Below are 15,621 nucleotides of genomic sequence, written 5' to 3' on the forward strand. Positions count from 1 at the left end.
AACATGTTGCTGATCGAATGTCCGTGGTGCGGGCCGCGCGCCGAATCCGAGTTCTCGTGCGGCGGTGAAGCCGACATCGTGCGCCCCGTCAACAACGAGAACATGACCGACCGCGAATGGGGCGAATACGTGTTCATGCGCGAGAACAAGCGCGGGCTGCACAAGGAGCAATGGCTGCACGCGCAGGGCTGCCGCCGCTGGTTCAAGGCCACGCGCGACACGGTGACCTACGATATCAAGGGCTACGAAAAGTTCGGCGGCGACGCTGCCGGCAACGCACACGAAGAGGGCACGAGCAAATGAGCCAGAAAGACCGCCTCGGCACCGGTGGCCGCATCAATCGCGCGATTCCGTTGACGTTCACGTTCAACGGCCGCACGTATCAGGGCTTCCAGGGCGACACGCTCGCGTCCGCGCTGCTCGCGAACGGCGTGCACTTCGTCGCGCGCAGCTTCAAGTACCACCGCCCGCGCGGGATCGTGACGGCTGACGTCGCGGAACCGAATGCGGTCGTGCAGCTCGAATCGGGCCCGTACACGGTGCCGAATGCGCGCGCGACCGAGATCGAGCTGTACCAGGGGCTCGTCGCGTCGAGCGTGAACGCCGAGCCGACGCTCGAGAACGACAAGTACGCGATCAACCAGAAGCTGTCGCGCTTCCTGCCGGCCGGCTTCTACTACAAGACCTTCATGTGGCCGCGCAACATGTGGCCGAAGTACGAAGAGAAGATCCGCGAAGCCGCCGGCCTCGGCAAGGCACCGGAAGCGCTCGACGCCGATCGCTACGACAAGTGCTATGCGCACTGCGACGTGCTCGTCGTGGGCGGCGGCCCGTCGGGGCTCGCGGCCGCGCATGCTGCGGCCACGGCCGGCGCGCGCGTGATCCTCGTCGACGACCAGCGCGAGCTCGGCGGCAGCCTGCTGTCGTGCCGCGCGGAAATCGACGCGAAGCCCGCGCTGCAGTGGGTCGAGAAGATCGAGGCCGAGCTGCGCAAGCTGCCCGACGTGACGATCCTGTCGCGCAGCACCGCGTTCGGCTACCAGGACCACAACCTCGTGACGGTCACGCAGCGCCTGACCGATCACCTGCCCGTGTCGATGCGCAAGGGCACGCGCGAGCTGCTGTGGAAAGTTCGCGCGAAGCGCGTGATCCTCGCGACCGGCGCGCACGAGCGTCCGATCGTGTTCGGCAACAACGACCTGCCGGGCGTGATGCTCGCCGGCGCGGTGTCCACCTACGTGCATCGCTTCGGCGTGCTGCCGGGCCGCAACGCGGTCGTGTTCACGAACAACGATCGTGCGTACCAGACCGCGCTCGACCTGAAGGCGTGCGGCGCGAAGGTGACGGTCGTCGATTCGCGCGCATCGTCGAACGGCGCGCTGCCGGCCGCGGCGAAGCGGCAGGGCGTGACGGTGTTGAGCGGCGCCGTCGTGACGGCCGCATCGGGCAAGTGGCGCGTATCGTCGGTCGACGTCGCGTCCAGCACGAACGGCCAGGTGGGCGGCAAGCTGCAGACGCTGCCGTGCGACCTCGTCGCGATGTCGGGCGGCTTCAGCCCCGTGCTGCACCTGTTCGCGCAGTCGGGCGGCAAGGCGTGCTGGAGCGACGAGAAGGCGTGCTTCCTGCCGGGCAAGCCCGTGCAGGCGGAAGCGAGCATCGGCGCGGCGGCCGGGGAATTCGGCCTGGCGCGCGCGCTGCGGCTCGCGGTCGATGCGGGCGTGGAAGCGGCGAAGGCCGCGGGCTTCACGGCCGAGCAGCGCCCGGTCGCGCCGCAGGTCGCGGAAACCGTCGAAGGCGCACTGCAGCCGCTGTGGCTCGTCGGCAGCCGCGAGGCCGCGGCGCGCGGGCCGAAGCAGTTCGTCGATTTCCAGAACGACGTGTCGGCCGCCGACATCCTGCTTGCCGCGCGCGAAGGCTTCGAGTCGGTCGAGCACGTGAAGCGTTATACGGCGATGGGCTTCGGCACCGACCAGGGCAAGCTCGGCAACATCAACGGGATGGCGATCCTCGCGGGGGCGCTCGGCAAGTCGATTCCGGAAACGGGCACGACCACGTTCCGCCCGAACTACACGCCCGTTTCGTTCGGTACGTTCGCGGGCCGCGAGCTCGGCGATTTCCTCGACCCGATCCGCAAGACCTGCGTGCACGAGTGGCACGTCGAGCAAGGCGCGCTGTTCGAGGACGTCGGCAACTGGAAGCGGCCGTGGTACTTCCCGAAGAACGGCGAGGACCTCCATGCGGCCGTGAAGCGCGAATGCCTGGCGGTGCGCAACAGCGTCGGCATCCTCGACGCATCGACGCTCGGCAAGATCGACATCCAGGGCCCGGATGCCGTGAAGCTGCTGAACTGGATGTACACGAACCCGTGGAACAAGCTCGAGGTCGGCAAGTGCCGCTACGGGCTGATGCTCGACGAAAACGGGATGGTGTTCGACGACGGCGTGACGGTGCGCCTCGCCGACCAGCATTTCATGATGACGACCACGACGGGCGGCGCGGCGCGCGTGCTCACGTGGCTCGAACGCTGGCTGCAGACCGAATGGCCCGACATGAAGGTGCGGCTGTCGTCGGTCACCGATCACTGGGCGACGTTCGCGGTGGTCGGCCCGAAGAGCCGCAAGGTCGTGCAGAAGGTGTGCCAGGACATCGACTTCGGCAACGAGGCGTTCCCGTTCATGAGCTACCGGAACGGCACCGTTGCCGGCGCGAAGGCTCGCGTGATGCGGATCAGCTTCTCGGGCGAGCTCGCCTATGAAGTGAACGTGCCGGCGAATGCGGGCCGCGCGGTGTGGGAAGCGCTGATGGCCGCCGGTGCCGAGTTCGACATCACGCCGTACGGCACCGAAACGATGCACGTGCTGCGTGCGGAGAAGGGTTACATCATCGTCGGCCAGGACACCGACGGCTCGGTCACGCCGTATGACCTCGGGATGGGCGGGCTGGTCGCGAAGTCGAAGGACTTCCTCGGCAAGCGTTCGCTCGCGCGCTCGGACACCGCGAAGGAGGGCCGCAAGCAGTTTGTGGGCCTGCTGACCGAGGACGAACAGTTCGTGCTGCCGGAAGGCGCGCAGATCGTCGCGAAGGACACGCAGGTGTCGGCGGTCGATCCGACGCCGATGATCGGCCACGTGACGTCGAGCTACTACAGCCCGATCCTGAAGCGCTCGATCGCGCTCGCGGTGGTGAAGGGCGGCCTGAACAAGATGGGCGAGAGCGTCGTGATTCCGCTGGCCAACGGCAAGCGCATCACCGCGAAGATCTCGAGCCCGGTTTTCTACGATACCGAAGGGGTGCGCCAGCATGTGGAATGAAACCAGAAACCAGACGCAGGTGGCGGGCGCGGGCGGCGTGACGCTTGAATCGCCGTTCGTCGGCGCGGCCGACGTGCTGAAGCCGCACCAGGCGCGCGCATCGAAGAAATTCACGCTGCGCGAGCGGCCGTTCCTCGATCTCGTGAACGTGCGCGGCGAGTTGAGCGATCCGGCGTTCGTCGCCGCGTTCGAGCGCGTGGTCGGCTGCCGGCCGCCGGCGGCGCCGAACACGGTCGCCCGCGGCGCCGAGTACGACGTGCTGTGGCTCGGCCCCGACGAGTGGCTCGTGCGCTCGCACGGGCCCGTGCAGGCAGGCGTGCTGGAGGCGCGACTCGCGGAGGCCGTGCAGGGTACGTATGCGGCGGCCGTCGACGTCGGCAGCGGCTACACGGTAGTCGAGATCAGCGGCGAACGCGTGCGCGACGTGCTCGCGCGCGGCTGCCCGCTCGATTTCCATCCGCGCGTGTTCAAGCCGGGCCAGTGCGCGCAGTCGCACTACTTCAAGACGTCGATCGTGCTGGTCCCGACCGGCGACGATGCGTTCGAGATCGTCCTGCGCCGCAGCTTCGCCGACTATTTCGTGCGGATCATGCTCGACGCGGCCGCGCCGCTCGCATCATGAAGCCGTTCGACGAACCGTTCGTGGCGATCGACGCGCCGCGCCTGCGCGGGCGCGGCTGGAGCGTGTTCGTCGACGAACTGAAGGTGCCCGCGCGGATCGGCATTCATGCGCACGAGCATGAAGCGCCGCAGCCGATCGTGATCGATGCGCGGCTCGGCTATCGCTGCGAGCCGAGCGAGCAGGGCGAGTGGATCGATTACGACGGTTATTGCGCGCGACTTGCCGCGTTCCTGTCGCACAAGCCGCATACGCGGCTGCTGGAGACGCTCGTCGCCGACATCGCGGTGCTGTCGTTCCGCGAATGGCCGGCGCTGGAGTCGCTGACGCTGTCGGTGTACAAGCCGAAGATCCGGCCGGGTACGAAGCGCGTCGGCGTGTCGCTCGACTGGACGCGCGGGGATTATTTGCGGTGGACGGGGGCGGCGGGGCAGTTTTGAAGGGGGCGGGGCGGAGAATCGATTGACGGAAACGGCGGAGGGATTCCGGTCGGTCGCAATCGGGCGGTGGAGCTTGCCGCCTGATTTAATTCCTGAAATATGAGAACAATGTGCCGATAGCGATCACAGCCTGAATTATTCCTGGAATATCAGAATAATTCGCTGTTTCGTGTCTGTGTGAGTATAATTCCGATATTCTCGTAACTATGTTGTCGAGCCTGGCTGACAGCACTTTGTTCCTGAAATCCCGGAATTATGGCCCGCACCTTACCGCACCCGATCGCGACTCCTGACCCGCTTGCACTGGATCTGGCAACGCTGGGAGCGCTCGTCCGCAATCGGCGGGCGCAGAGCCGAATGCGTATCGACGACGCGGCCGATATGCTCGGTGTCTCCAAAGACGTGCTGTCGCGGCTGGAAAACGGCCGGGCGGTGAGCCTCGACAAATTGTTCAAGGTGCTCGACGGCTTCGGTCTCAATCTGCTCGTCGTGCCGAAACGCGAAGTGCCGGTGGCCCGCAAGGCGTTGCACGAGCACATGGCGGCGCAGGCCGTGTCGGCGGAGCCGGGAGAGGGCGTCTGATGGTTCATCGCCTGGGCATTTCGACCAACGCCTCGCCTGTCGGTCAGTTGACTTACGATGCCCGCCGGGACGATTACGGCTTTTCGTACGATCCGGCGTGGCAGGCGCGCGCCGACGCGTTTGCGTTGTCGCCGTGCATTCCGCTCGACGGCGGCCCGCTACCTGCCGGCGCGGTCCAGCGCTTCATCGGCAACCTGCTGCCCGAGGGCCGCGCGCTCGAAGTGGCCGCGGCGATGTATCGGATATCGAAGGACAATGTGTTCGGTTTGATCCGAATGCTCGGGAAGGAGCCGGTCGGTGCATTGAGTTTCTTCCCGGACGACGATGCCGATGCACCGGCGCCGGAGGCCCTCGAATCCGTGCGGCGCGTGATATCCGCGGAAGAGTTGACCGATCGCATTCGCAAGCGTGACGCGATTCCGTTTCCCGTCTGGGACGATCAGGTCCGGCTGTCGATTGCAGGCCACCAGGACAAGCTGCAGATACTGGTCGAGGGCGAGCAATTCGCGCTCGTCGAGGGAGCGCTCAGCAGCACGCATATTCTGAAGCCCGAGTCCCAAAACCCGCATGCGCCGTTCATGGTCGCCAACGAGCATTTCTGTATGACGCTGGCCGCCCAGATGGGATTGCCGGTGGCACATGTCGAGATTCGGCGCATCCCGGAACCCATTCTGCTCATCGAACGATTCGACCGAATCGTGACGACCGAACCGGACGATCCGCAACGCGTCCGCGCGGTGCGGCGCCTCCATATCATCGACGGATGCCAGGCGCTGGATTTGCCGGCGACGCTCAAGTACGAACGCAATCTCGGCAACAATGCGGACGTGCGTAACATTCGCGAAGGCGTGAGCTTCGAGAAGTTGTTTTCGTTGACACCGAGTTTCGAGAATCCGTTGGTTGCCCGCTCGGCAATGCTTCGCTGGGCGCTGCTGCAATTGCTGATCGGCAACAGCGATGCGCACGGCAAGAATATTTCGTTTTTCGTCAGCAGCGGCGGTCTGGATCCAGCGCCGCTCTACGATCTGGTTTGCGTCAACGTGTACGGTGATGCGTACGTCCAGGACATGGCGATGGCTTTCGGGGATGTTTTCCGAACGGAGGAACTGACCGCTTTTGCCCTGGCGGATTTTGCGCATCGCGCGCAAATCCGGCCGTCGTTCGTCGCACGTGAATTGACAAAGATGGCGACGCTGGCGAGGAAGCTGGCTCCCGAGTTGGCGGAATCAGGGGTGTATGCAGGCGAGGAGCGTGCATGGGTGCGCAATATTTCGGAGTACGTGTGTGCTCAGGCCGACCGTACGTTGCGTATTGCGCCCATGATTTCCAAGGTCAACGTCGATCTTCTTTGATATCGGGCGATTAACGGGCGACGCTGCGATGGCCGATTCAGCGTGTCGCAGCGACCACCCTATGCGGACGCGTCAAGCCGCAGCCGCCCCATCCAACGCCGGATAATCCACATACCCGCGCGCATCGCCGCCGAAGAACGTGTCGCGCTGCGCGTCGTTCATCGGCGCACCCGTCTTCAGCCGCGTGATGAAATCCGGATTCGCGAGCACCATCTGGCCGTACGCTTCGAGATCGGCAAGACCCGTCGCGACGTCCGCGCCGATCGCGTCGCGCGCGCGGCCCGGCCGGTTCACGATCAGCGTGCCGCGCCAGCGTGCGCGCAGGTCCGCGAGCAGCGGCTCGTTGCCCTGGTGCATCACGTGCAGGTACGCGAGGCCGAGCCGGTCGAGCTGCGTCGCCAGGTAGCGATACAGGTCAGGCCCTTCCGTGCCTTCGTCGATGCCCCACAACGTGGTGCCCGGCGACAGGCGAATCGCGGTGCGGTCCGCGCCGATCTCGTCGGCGATCGCCTCGGCCACCTCGATCGCGAAGCGCGCACGATTTTCGATCGAACCGCCGTAGGCGTCGCTGCGCGTGTTCGCGTTCGGCGCGAAGAACTGCTGGACCAGATACCCGTTCGCGCCGTGGATCTCGACGCCGTCGGCGCCGGCCTCGATCGCGCGGCGCGCGGCCAAGCGGAAGTCGTTCACGGTGCCGCGCACTTCGTCCGTCGTCAGCGCGCGCGGCGCCGGAATCTCCTGCATCCCTTTCATCGTGAACATCGGCACGCCCGGCGCGATCGCGGAAGGCGCGACGCCCTGGCGATGATGCGGCGTATTGTCGGGATGCGACATGCGCCCCACGTGCATCAGCTGGATGAACAGGCGGGCGCCGCGCGCGTGCACGCGCTCGCTGACCGCCTTCCAGCCGGCGACGTGCGCATCGGTGTAGATGCCGGGCGTTGTCAGGTAACCCTGGCCGTCGTCCGACGGTTGCGTGCCTTCGCTGACGATCAGGCCGAGATCCGCGCGCTGCGCGTAGTACTCGGCGGCCAGTGCGCCGGGCGTGCCGTCGAACGCGGCGCGGCTGCGCGTCATCGGTGCCATGACCAGGCGGTTCTGCAGCGTATAGCGGCCGACACGGGCCGGGGTGAACAATGCGTCCATGATGCGTGCTCCTCGAGGGTCGGGTAACGGCACCGGGGCGGTGCCGTCTCGGGCGCGGGCCGCGCACCGTGCACGCGCCTCGCCGCCATGGACACATCATCCATTGCTTCTTTTTCGAGATAAATATGGTAGTTTGGATAACATTGATCCATTGATGGAGCAGTGGGCGTGGAACTGCTGAACGACATGGCGCTGTTCGTGGAGGTCGTGAAGGCGAAGGGCTTTCGCAGCGCGGCCGACGCGCTCGGGATGCCGAATTCGACGCTGTCGCGGCGCATCGGCGCGCTGGAAAAGGCGATCGGCTTGCGGCTGCTGCATCGCACGACGCGCCGGATCGAGCTCACGGAAGCCGGGCAGCTGTATTTCGAGCGCTGCAAACGCATCGTCGACGAAGCGCGGCTCGCGCACGAGCAGCTCGGCGAGTTGCTGGCCGAACCGTCGGGCGTGCTGCGCGCGTCGTTTCCGGTCGATTTCGCGGTGGTCTACCTGGCGCCGCTGATCGTCGAATTCGCGAACCGCTACCCGAAGCTCACGTTCGATTTCGAACTGACGTCGCGGCGTGTCGACCTGGTGAGCGAACCGTTCGACGTCGCGATCCGCATCGGCGAATCAGCCGATTCGCAACTCGTCGCGCGGCGGCTCGCGACGTTCCGCAATCACCTGTATGCGTCGCCGCGCTATCTCGAGCGCGCGGGCGAGCCGCGCGAACCGGACGACCTGCGGCGGCATCAGTGCCTGAGCGTCCAGCGCGTCGATGCGTGGACGCTGCACGACGCCGCGCGGGAGATCGAGGTGCCGGTGGGCGGGCGCTTCATCGTGAACAGTGTCGGCATGATCCGGCAACTCGCCGTGCACGAGGCGGGCATCATCCAGATGCCGGCGGAAGTCGTGGCCGACGACGTGGCCGCGGGCCGGTTGCGTCGCGTGCTGCCCGACTGGGAGGGGGCGCCCGTTCCGGTCTACGCGATGACGGAAACGCGCTTGCTGCCGGCGAAGACGCAGGTCTTCATCGAGTATCTGCGCGCGCATTTCGCGCAGGCGTGACGGGCGGCTGCGCGGACGATCGTCCGCCGTTCACTGCTGCGCCGGCTGCGGCGCGTTGCCCTGCGCTTCCCATTTCTTCAGGATGCGCACGCGCGCCTGGCTGAAGTCGACCCAGCAGTTCAGCCACGCGTCGTCCGGAAACATCTGTTGCGGATTGGCGGCTCTGACGTAGTCGCAGGTGTCGCTCGCGAAGCCGTGCCAGCTTGCCTGCGATTTCGCGAGCTGTTTCGCCGCATCGGGGTTGCGTTGCCGGGTCTTGCGTTCGAGCGACCGGTACGCGCGTTCCACTTCCTGGTTGTTGTTGTCGACGATGCATCGGCGTACCGCATCCATCGTCGGCCCCTGCTGTTCGCAATCGACCGCGGCGAACGCGGACGCTGTGCCGCTCGCGAGCGCGGCGACGGCGAGAAGGCGGGTGGTGTACCGGATCGTGTCGCGCATGTGCGGAGAGGGAGTCATGGGGCGGGACGTGTGCGACGTACTTGCTTATTGCGCGTTGCGCGCCGACGTCGATGTCGACGTCGATTCGCTCACCGGCACCATCCGCGCCTTCGTTTCGTTCGCGGCTTTCGCGTCGTCGTCGGGTTCGAGCACGAACCGGAACGAATCGACCCGCTGCATGACCTTCGCCGCATACGTGCTGGATCCGCCGCTGTAGCTCTTCAGCCCGGCCTGCACGTTGCCGCCGGCCGCTTTCACGTAGCCGGAGAGAATCCGGGAGCCGGCCTCGACGTTCGCATTCGGTTCGGTCAGGTCCTTCACGTTACGCAGCATGCCGCGGTGTGCGGACGGCACGACCTGCATCAGTCCGGTCGCGCCGTGCTGGCCGCGCGCCTTTTCCTGGAAGCGCGATTCGATCGAGATGATGGCGTAAACGAGTGCGGGAGGCAGCGAATATTTCGTCGCAGTGACGCTCACGATATCGGCGAGCTTGGCGGCCCGTTCCTTCGCGACACCGAATTTCTTCGTCAGGTAGGACGTGATGCGGCGGTTTGCTTCGTTCGGCTGATCGTCGGCGTTGGCGAGCGGCGCGGAGGCGACAGCCGGCGCCGATGCCAGCACGTCGGGCGCAGAGGCAGGCGCTGCGGGCGTTTGCTGAGCCGATACCTGTTGCGCAATGCCGAGCGAGAGCACGATCAGCCAGAAAAACCGTCGTCGCATGGTCGAGTGCGGGGAAATGGGAGGCGCATAGTATATCGGCCAATCGGGCAAGACGGTCGAGCGCCGGCTCGAATGAAAGCGATGTGTAGGCTTGTGACGTTCGCAACGATCGACACGGCGATCGTTGCGGCGATCGTTGCGTGGACACGCATCGGAGTCCGGATGACCGCTAGTTGATGATCTCGCCGATGCCGGTTTCGATGCGGATTCTCAGTTGCTGGATGAACGCCGGATCGTACGGTTCCCAGTGATCGAGTTCGCCAACGATCTTCAAAGGCGATGTGCTTCGATACGAGCGCGTCGGATTGCCCGGGAATTTCTTGTCCGTGACGTTCGGGTCGTTTTCGAATGCCCCGGTGGGCTCGACGATATAGACCCGCGGCTTGCCGTCGCCTTTGGCCATTTCCGCGGCAAGGCCGGCGCCCTTGGGCAGGGCCGTGAAATAAACGTGATTCATCACGACGTCATCACGGTAATTCGATCTGAAGCCCGCCGTCAGCAAGTCGCCGATCCGCAAATCCGCTTTCGTGCCATGAAAAAACGGGCCGGTGTCCAGGACAGCCATGGCTTCTCCCTTGGAAAATGTCGCGATGACTTCTAGGCGCGCCGCGCGCTCGCCACTCGCGCGATCGCGCCGATCGCATCGCTGACGAGCACCGCGAGCAGCCCGACGATCACGCCGCCCTGCAGCACGAACGCGGTATTCGACGTCTGCAGGCCCGCGATGATCACGTCGCCGAGGCCGCGCGCGGCAACCGTCGAGCCGATCGTCGCGGTGCCGAGATTGATCACGACCGCGAGCCGGATGCCGTTGACGATCACCGGGAACGCGAGCGGCAGCTCGACCGACACCAGTTGCTGCCAGCCGCTCATCCCCATCCCGCGCGCGGCGTCGACGACATCGCGCGGCACGTCCTCGAGCCCCGCGATCGTGCTTTCGAAAACCGGCAAGAGGCCATACAGCACGAGCGCGATCAGCACGGGTTTCAGCCCGAAGCCGACGGCCGGCACCGCGAGCGCGAGCACCGCGACCGGCGGGAAGGTCTGGCCGATGTCGACGACGCTGCGCGCGACCGGCAGGAAATCCGCGCCGGCCGGCCGCGTGACGAAGATCCCGGCCGCCACCGCGACGATCGTGCCGATCAGGCTCGACAGCGCGACCGTGCCGAGATGCGCGAGCGTCAGGTCGAGCAGGCTCGCGCGATCGTAGATGACGGGCGCGCCGTTGTCCGCGAACGGTGCGAAAAGGCCCTGCAGCCACATCGGCCGCACCAGCAGCACGAGCAGCAGCGCGAGCGCGGCGGCGCGCGCCGTGAACGCGGCAACGTGGCGGGGCAGGGGCGAACGCAAGGGCCGTGTGCGTTGCATGGTATCCGGCGTCGTCATGCGGGCTGCCTGGCGTGCGCGCGGATCGCGTCGAGCGTGATGCGGCGCGCGCCGCGCGCGTTGCGTGCATCGCCGTCGTCGACGGGCAATGCGTCGACACCGCGCCACAGCAGTTCCGACACCGCATCGCGCAGCGTGCGCGTCGCGTCGATCGGCTCGCCGTCCGCATGGCCGGGTTCGGCCACCGCGTCGATCGGCGTCAGCGCGAGCAGGCGCAGCGGCCGGTCGACGCCCGCGACGAGCTGCTCGACGACACCGGCCGCCGGCTTGCCGAGAATCTCGGCCGGCGGCGCAACCTGCAGCAGCCGGCCGCCGTCCATCACCGCGATCGTGTCGCCGAGCTTCAGCGCTTCCTCGATATCGTGCGTGACGATCACGACCGTGATGCCGAGGCGGCGCTGCAACGCGAACAGGTCGTCCTGCGCCTTGCCGCGGATGATCGGGTCGAGCGCGCCGAACGGCTCGTCCATCAGCAGCATCGCGGGCTCGGCCGCGAGCGCGCGCGCGACGCCGACACGCTGCTGCTGGCCGCCCGACAGTTCGTGCGGCAGCTTGTTCGCGAACTCGGCCGGCGCGAGATGGAACAGCTCGAGCAGTTCGTTTACGCGCGCGTCGATGCGCGCGGCCGGCCAGCCGAGCAGGCGCGGCACGGTCGCGATGTTGCGCGCGACGCTCCAGTGCGGAAACAGCCCGTGCCCCTGGATCGCGTAGCCGATGCCGCGCCGAAGCTGTTCGGGCGCGACGGTCGCCGTATCGACGCCGTCGATGCGGATCGTGCCGCTGGTGGGGGCGATCAGCCGGTTGATCATGCGCAGCAGCGTCGACTTGCCGCTGCCCGACGCACCGACGAGCGCGGTGATCGTGCCGCGCTGCATCGTCAGCGAGACGTCGTCGACGGCGACGACATCGCCGAAGCGTTTGCCTGCATGTTCGATCTCGATCATCCTGTACGCCCCTTCGCGAGCGTGGTCGCGGCTTCGAATATGACGGCGGCCACCAGCGCGAGCGCGATCGTCGGAATCGCGCCGAGCAGCACGAGATCGGCGGCCGATTGCCCGATCCCCTGGAAGATGAAGGTGCCGAAGCCGCCGCCGCCGATCAGCGCGGCGACCGCGGTCAGCCCGATGTTCTGCACGAGCACGATGCGCACGCCGCTCAGGATCACCGGCAGCGCGAGCACGAGGTCGACATGCAGCAGCCGCTGCGCGCGCGTCATGCCCATCGCGCGCGCCGCTTCGGTCACGTGCGGCGGCACTTGTCCGAGCCCGACCACGACACTCGACGCGATCGGCAGCAGCGAATACAGGAACAGCGCGAGCACGGCCGGCGCGACGCCGATGCCGCGGATGCCGAGCGCGGCCGCGAGCGGCACGTGTGCGGCCAGCAGCCCGAGCGGGGCCATCATGAGCCCGTACATCGCGATGCTGGGGATCGTCTGCACGACATTGAGCACGGGCATCGCGACGGTCCGGACCGCCGCGATGCGCGCGCAGGCGATGCCGAGCGGCACGCCCGCGACGAGCGCGGCGGCCACCGAGCCGCCCGCGAGCGACACGTGACGGATCGCTTCGCGCCAGAAATCGTCGCTGCGCACCGCATATTCGCGCATCACGGAGAGGCCGTCCCACCAGCCGCTCGCGAGCGGCACCGAGATCGCCGCGATCGCGACGACGAGCGCGGCGAGGCGCCGCCACGGGCCGAATGCGAGCCGTGCGAGCGCGTCCGCGACGAGCACGGCCCACGCGAACAGCAACAGCCAGACGCCCGCGTCGGGCGACACGCGCGCGAGCATGTCGTCGGCGGCGACGACGTGCGTCGCGGCCGCGCCGAGCGCGTATGCGAGCGTCGCGAGCCATGCGCAGCCGGCCGCGAGCCGCCACGCGGGGCGGCTCGCCTTCATCGCCCACAGCGCGCCGACGATCCACAGCGCGGCCAGCGCCGCGCCCTGCATCGCCGGCAGCGCGGCGAACACCGACAGCCCCGTGCCGGCCGCGATCCGGTTCGGCCGCAGCACGACGAACGGCAGGCCGAGCACCGCGACGATCGTGAGGATTCCGATCAGGATGCCGACCTTGTCGGGGATCACGCGCCGCGCGGACGCCGCCGCGCGTTCGGTCATTTCACGAAGCCCTTCGCTTTCAGGTAGCTTTTCGCGACGCCGGCCGCCGGTTCGCCGTTGATCTGGATGCGCGCGTTCAGCGACTGCAGCGTCTTCAGGTCGAGGCTCGCGAACACCGGTTTCAGGTAATCGGCGATCTGCGGGTGCGCTTTCAGCACGGCTTCGCGGATCACGGGCGCCGGCGCGTAGACGGGCTGCACGTGCTTGTCGTCGTCGAGCACCGCGAGGCCGCTCGACGCGATGCCGCCGTCGGTGCCGTACACCATCGCCGCATTCACGCCGTCGGTCTGGTTCGCGGCGGCCTTGATCGTCGCGGCCGTATCGCCGCCCGACAGCACGACGAGCTGCTCGGGCTTCAGCTTGAAGCCGTACGCTTTCTCGAACGACGGCAGCGCCGACGCGCTGTTCACGAATTCGGCCGACGCGGCGAGCTTCACCTTGCCGCCGCCCGCGACCCACTTGCCGAAATCGGAGAACGTCTTCAGGTGCTGCGACTGCGCGACGGGGGCGAGCAACGCGACGCCCCACGTGTTGTTCGCGGGCGCCGGGGCGAGCCACACGAGATGGTTCGCCGCGTAGTCGAGCTTCTTCGCGGCGTCGTAACCCTGGCTCGCGTTCTTCCACAGAGGATCGTCGGCCTTGTTGAAGAAGAAGGCGGCGTTGCCCGTGTATTCGGGGTAGATGTCGATCTCGCCGCTCGTGAGCGCCTTGCGCACGATCGGCGTGGTGCCGAGCGCGATCTTTTCGGTGACGGGGATGCCGTGCGCCTTCAGCACTTGCGAAATCAGGTTGCCGAGCAGGTTGCCTTCGGTGTCGATCTTCGACGACACCACGACGGGTGCGTCGGCGTGCGCGCCGGGTGCGACGAGGGCGGCGGCGAACGCGAGGCCCAGAATCCGGGCGGGCAGGGCGAGCTTCATGAGCCAATCTCCAGGACGGGGGCGTAGGCCGCACGTTACTTGACTGGGCGGGCTTTGGCAAACCGCGTGCGGCGGCGTGTCCACAGCCCGCGTGGGGGTAACCCGCATGAGTCGCGCGGGCTTGTTACACTCGATTTCGTCTCCGCCTGCCGACAATTGCTGACATGAAACCCGAGCTGCTGGTCCTCATCGCATTGCGCGGCGACGCGCACCGCGAGATCGCCGCGTCGTTCGACGTGCGCCATGCCCCGACTGCCGAAGAACGCGAACGCGCGATCGCCGAACACGGCGGCACGATACGAGCGGTGCTGACCAACGGCAGCACGGGGCTCACCGGCGCCGAGATCGACCGGCTTCCGCAACTCACGTTCGTCAGCGCGCTCGGCGCGGGCTACGAGCACATCGACGTCGTGCATGCGAAGGCGCGCGGCGTCACGGTCGTGACGGGCGCCGGCACCAACGACGATTGCGTGGCCGACCACGCGTTCGCGCTGCTGCTCGCGGCGGTGCGCAACGTGGTGCCGCTCGATGCGAAAACCCGTGCCGGCGTGTGGCGCGACGGGCTGCCGATGCCGCCGAACGTGTCGGGCAGGAAGCTCGGCATCGTCGGGCTCGGCAAGATCGGCGAGAAGTGCGCGCGTCGCGCGGCCGGCTTCGACATCGAGATCGGTTATCACAACCGGTCGGAGAAGAACGTTCCTTATCGCTACTTCGACCGCGTCGACGCGCTCGCGCAGTGGGCCGATTTCCTGATCGTCGCGACGCCGGGCGGCGCGGGCACGCGGCACCTGATCGACCGCACCGTGCTCGACGCGCTCGGGCCGGGCGGTTTTCTCGTCAACGTGTCGCGCGGCAGCGTTGTCGATACCGCTGCTTTGGCAGACGCGTTGCGCGAAGGGCGCATCGCGGGCGCGGGGCTCGACGTGTACGAAGGGGAACCGGAACCGCCGCGCGCGCTGACGGATCTCGACAGCGTCGTGCTGACGCCGCACATGGGCGGCTGGTCGCCGGAGGCGCTCGATCGCTCGGTGCAGCAGTTTCTCGACAACGCGAAGCGGCATTTCGCGGGGCAGCCGGTGTTGACGCCGGTGTGATGGCCGCAGGGCGGGCGCGAGTCAGCCCGCCTGTCTGCAGAATTCCCAATAGAAATCCGGCAGGTTCGCCGGCTTGCCGCCATCGAGGTCGATCCAGCCGAACTGGTTGTGCTCGTCGCTCAGGACGATTTCGTGCCGATCGACCCGGCACTCGAAGCACACGATGAGCACGCGCTTGCCCGGCACGACCTCGCACGAGCGGCTCGCCACGTAGCGGATCGCCGAGGCGACGATTCCGCATTCCTCCCGTACTTCGCGCGCGACGGTTTCCTCGAGCGATTCGCCGGCTTCGGGCCAGCCGCCCGGCAACTCCCATTCGTCGCGTGGATTGCGCAGGAACAGGACCGTGCGTCCGTCACGGACGATGGCTTTCGCGCTGAGGGGGATCATGAGGGGGCACCGTTGGCGTTCGACTTTCGCAGCGTAGCGCAGGTGTGCCGTTCCTGC

General features: G+C 67.1%; 17 protein-coding genes. 8 read left to right on the top strand and 9 right to left on the bottom strand.

The genetic code is table 11. The features are described 5' to 3' along the window. Window positions 1-3: 3 nt before the first annotated feature. The 6 genes from PQB87_RS20455 to PQB87_RS20480 all read left to right on the top strand — a co-directional run bounded on the left by PQB87_RS20455 (window position 4) and on the right by PQB87_RS20480 (window position 6,304). The gene (locus tag PQB87_RS20455; protein WP_027790629.1) at window positions 4-303 is read left to right on the top strand and encodes a sarcosine oxidase subunit delta; all 300 of its coding nucleotides are present in this window, start codon (window positions 4-6) and stop codon (window positions 301-303) included. Then, window positions 300-3,311 carry a sarcosine oxidase subunit alpha family protein gene (locus tag PQB87_RS20460; protein ID WP_489243608.1) on the top strand — a complete coding sequence of 1,004 codons (3,012 nt, stop codon included), beginning with the start codon at window positions 300-302 and terminating at the stop codon, window positions 3,309-3,311. Before PQB87_RS20455 ends, PQB87_RS20460 begins: the two co-directional genes overlap by 4 nt. Next, window positions 3,301-3,933 carry a sarcosine oxidase subunit gamma gene (locus PQB87_RS20465; RefSeq protein WP_489243609.1) on the top strand — a complete coding sequence of 211 codons (633 nt, stop codon included), beginning with the start codon at window positions 3,301-3,303 and terminating at the stop codon, window positions 3,931-3,933. The genes PQB87_RS20460 and PQB87_RS20465 overlap by 11 nt, the downstream gene beginning before the upstream one ends. Beyond that, window positions 3,930-4,370: a dihydroneopterin aldolase gene (locus PQB87_RS20470; protein ID WP_011354099.1), complete on the top strand. Its 441-nt coding sequence runs from the start codon at window positions 3,930-3,932 to the stop codon at window positions 4,368-4,370. The genes PQB87_RS20465 and PQB87_RS20470 overlap by 4 nt, the downstream gene beginning before the upstream one ends. A 255-nt stretch (window positions 4,371-4,625) precedes the next feature. After that, window positions 4,626-4,952 carry a helix-turn-helix domain-containing protein gene (locus PQB87_RS20475; RefSeq protein WP_104766704.1) on the top strand — a complete coding sequence of 109 codons (327 nt, stop codon included), beginning with the start codon at window positions 4,626-4,628 and terminating at the stop codon, window positions 4,950-4,952. Beyond that, a complete protein-coding gene (locus PQB87_RS20480; protein WP_153490633.1) occupies window positions 4,952-6,304 on the top strand; it encodes a HipA domain-containing protein in 1,353 nt (450 codons plus the stop codon). The genes PQB87_RS20475 and PQB87_RS20480 overlap by 1 nt, the downstream gene beginning before the upstream one ends. Window positions 6,305-6,376: 72 nt before the next feature. Here the strand turns inward: PQB87_RS20480 and PQB87_RS20485 are convergent, their stop codons facing one another. Continuing rightward, entirely contained in the window at window positions 6,377-7,450 is a 1,074-nt protein-coding gene (locus PQB87_RS20485) for an alkene reductase (protein ID WP_175832205.1), read from the bottom strand. 168 nt (window positions 7,451-7,618) lie between these two features. Here PQB87_RS20485 and PQB87_RS20490 point away from each other — a divergent pair, with 168 nt between their 5' ends. Further along, the gene (locus tag PQB87_RS20490; RefSeq protein WP_489243610.1) at window positions 7,619-8,494 is read left to right on the top strand and encodes a LysR family transcriptional regulator; all 876 of its coding nucleotides are present in this window, start codon (window positions 7,619-7,621) and stop codon (window positions 8,492-8,494) included. Window positions 8,495-8,524: 30 nt separating this feature from the next. Here PQB87_RS20490 and PQB87_RS20495 read toward each other — a convergent pair whose 3' ends face one another. The 7 genes from PQB87_RS20495 to osmF form a co-directional block, all read right to left on the bottom strand. After that, the gene (locus tag PQB87_RS20495; protein ID WP_226127406.1) at window positions 8,525-8,953 is read right to left on the bottom strand and encodes a lysozyme inhibitor LprI family protein; all 429 of its coding nucleotides are present in this window, start codon (window positions 8,951-8,953) and stop codon (window positions 8,525-8,527) included. Window positions 8,954-8,980: 27 nt separating this feature from the next. Then, the gene (locus PQB87_RS20500) at window positions 8,981-9,655 is read right to left on the bottom strand and encodes a lytic transglycosylase domain-containing protein (RefSeq protein ID WP_489243611.1); all 675 of its coding nucleotides are present in this window, start codon (window positions 9,653-9,655) and stop codon (window positions 8,981-8,983) included. 169 nt (window positions 9,656-9,824) lie between these two features. After that, entirely contained in the window at window positions 9,825-10,220 is a 396-nt protein-coding gene (gene arr, locus PQB87_RS20505; protein ID WP_021156322.1) for an NAD(+)--rifampin ADP-ribosyltransferase, read from the bottom strand. Between the two features lie 32 nt (window positions 10,221-10,252). Then, entirely contained in the window at window positions 10,253-11,023 is a 771-nt protein-coding gene (locus PQB87_RS20510) for an ABC transporter permease (protein WP_104766717.1), read from the bottom strand. Window positions 11,024-11,037: 14 nt separating this feature from the next. Then, on the bottom strand, window positions 11,038-11,985 hold the full coding sequence (locus PQB87_RS20515) for an ABC transporter ATP-binding protein (protein ID WP_489243613.1): 948 nt from the start codon (window positions 11,983-11,985) through the stop codon (window positions 11,038-11,040). Next, a complete protein-coding gene (locus tag PQB87_RS20520) occupies window positions 11,982-13,160 on the bottom strand; it encodes an ABC transporter permease (protein WP_059706218.1) in 1,179 nt (392 codons plus the stop codon). Before PQB87_RS20520 ends, PQB87_RS20515 begins: the two co-directional genes overlap by 4 nt. Then, window positions 13,157-14,080, bottom strand: a complete 924-nt coding sequence (osmF, locus tag PQB87_RS20525; RefSeq protein ID WP_027790640.1) for a glycine betaine ABC transporter substrate-binding protein OsmF — start codon at window positions 14,078-14,080, stop codon at window positions 13,157-13,159. The genes PQB87_RS20520 and osmF overlap by 4 nt, the downstream gene beginning before the upstream one ends. Before the next feature lie 164 nt (window positions 14,081-14,244). On the opposite strand from osmF, the gene PQB87_RS20530 reads away from it, so the two are divergent. Beyond that, complete coding sequence (locus tag PQB87_RS20530; RefSeq protein ID WP_226146881.1) at window positions 14,245-15,174, top strand: 2-hydroxyacid dehydrogenase; 930 nt, start codon at window positions 14,245-14,247, stop codon at window positions 15,172-15,174. A gap of 21 nt (window positions 15,175-15,195) precedes the next feature. Here the strand turns inward: PQB87_RS20530 and PQB87_RS20535 are convergent, their stop codons facing one another. Continuing rightward, window positions 15,196-15,564 (bottom strand): NUDIX domain-containing protein, encoded by a 369-nt coding sequence (locus tag PQB87_RS20535; protein ID WP_233345690.1) that lies wholly within the window; start codon window positions 15,562-15,564, stop codon window positions 15,196-15,198. Window positions 15,565-15,621 lie beyond the last annotated feature (57 nt).

It is taken from the genome of Burkholderia sp. KL41, assembly GCF_057005415.2.

Bases quoted from the DNA above. Each gene is read 5' to 3' on its own strand.
- PQB87_RS20455 (WP_027790629.1), top strand. From the start codon at position 4: ATGTTGCTGATCGAATGTCCGTGGTGCGGGCCGCGCGCCGAATCCGAG.
- PQB87_RS20460 (WP_489243608.1), top strand. From the start codon at position 300: ATGAGCCAGAAAGACCGCCTCGGCACCGGTGGCCGCATCAATCGCGCG.
- PQB87_RS20465 (WP_489243609.1), top strand. From the start codon at position 3,301: ATGTGGAATGAAACCAGAAACCAGACGCAGGTGGCGGGCGCGGGCGGC.
- PQB87_RS20470 (WP_011354099.1), top strand. From the start codon at position 3,930: ATGAAGCCGTTCGACGAACCGTTCGTGGCGATCGACGCGCCGCGCCTG.
- PQB87_RS20475 (WP_104766704.1), top strand. From the start codon at position 4,626: ATGGCCCGCACCTTACCGCACCCGATCGCGACTCCTGACCCGCTTGCA.
- PQB87_RS20480 (WP_153490633.1), top strand. From the start codon at position 4,952: ATGGTTCATCGCCTGGGCATTTCGACCAACGCCTCGCCTGTCGGTCAG.
- PQB87_RS20485 (WP_175832205.1), bottom strand. From the start codon at position 7,450: ATGGACGCATTGTTCACCCCGGCCCGTGTCGGCCGCTATACGCTGCAG.
- PQB87_RS20495 (WP_226127406.1), bottom strand. From the start codon at position 8,953: ATGACTCCCTCTCCGCACATGCGCGACACGATCCGGTACACCACCCGC.
- PQB87_RS20500 (WP_489243611.1), bottom strand. From the start codon at position 9,655: ATGCGACGACGGTTTTTCTGGCTGATCGTGCTCTCGCTCGGCATTGCG.
- arr (WP_021156322.1), bottom strand. From the start codon at position 10,220: ATGGCTGTCCTGGACACCGGCCCGTTTTTTCATGGCACGAAAGCGGAT.
- PQB87_RS20510 (WP_104766717.1), bottom strand. From the start codon at position 11,023: ATGCAACGCACACGGCCCTTGCGTTCGCCCCTGCCCCGCCACGTTGCC.
- PQB87_RS20515 (WP_489243613.1), bottom strand. From the start codon at position 11,985: ATGATCGAGATCGAACATGCAGGCAAACGCTTCGGCGATGTCGTCGCC.
- PQB87_RS20520 (WP_059706218.1), bottom strand. From the start codon at position 13,160: ATGACCGAACGCGCGGCGGCGTCCGCGCGGCGCGTGATCCCCGACAAG.
- osmF (WP_027790640.1), bottom strand. From the start codon at position 14,080: ATGAAGCTCGCCCTGCCCGCCCGGATTCTGGGCCTCGCGTTCGCCGCC.
- PQB87_RS20530 (WP_226146881.1), top strand. From the start codon at position 14,245: ATGAAACCCGAGCTGCTGGTCCTCATCGCATTGCGCGGCGACGCGCAC.
- PQB87_RS20535 (WP_233345690.1), bottom strand. From the start codon at position 15,564: ATGATCCCCCTCAGCGCGAAAGCCATCGTCCGTGACGGACGCACGGTC.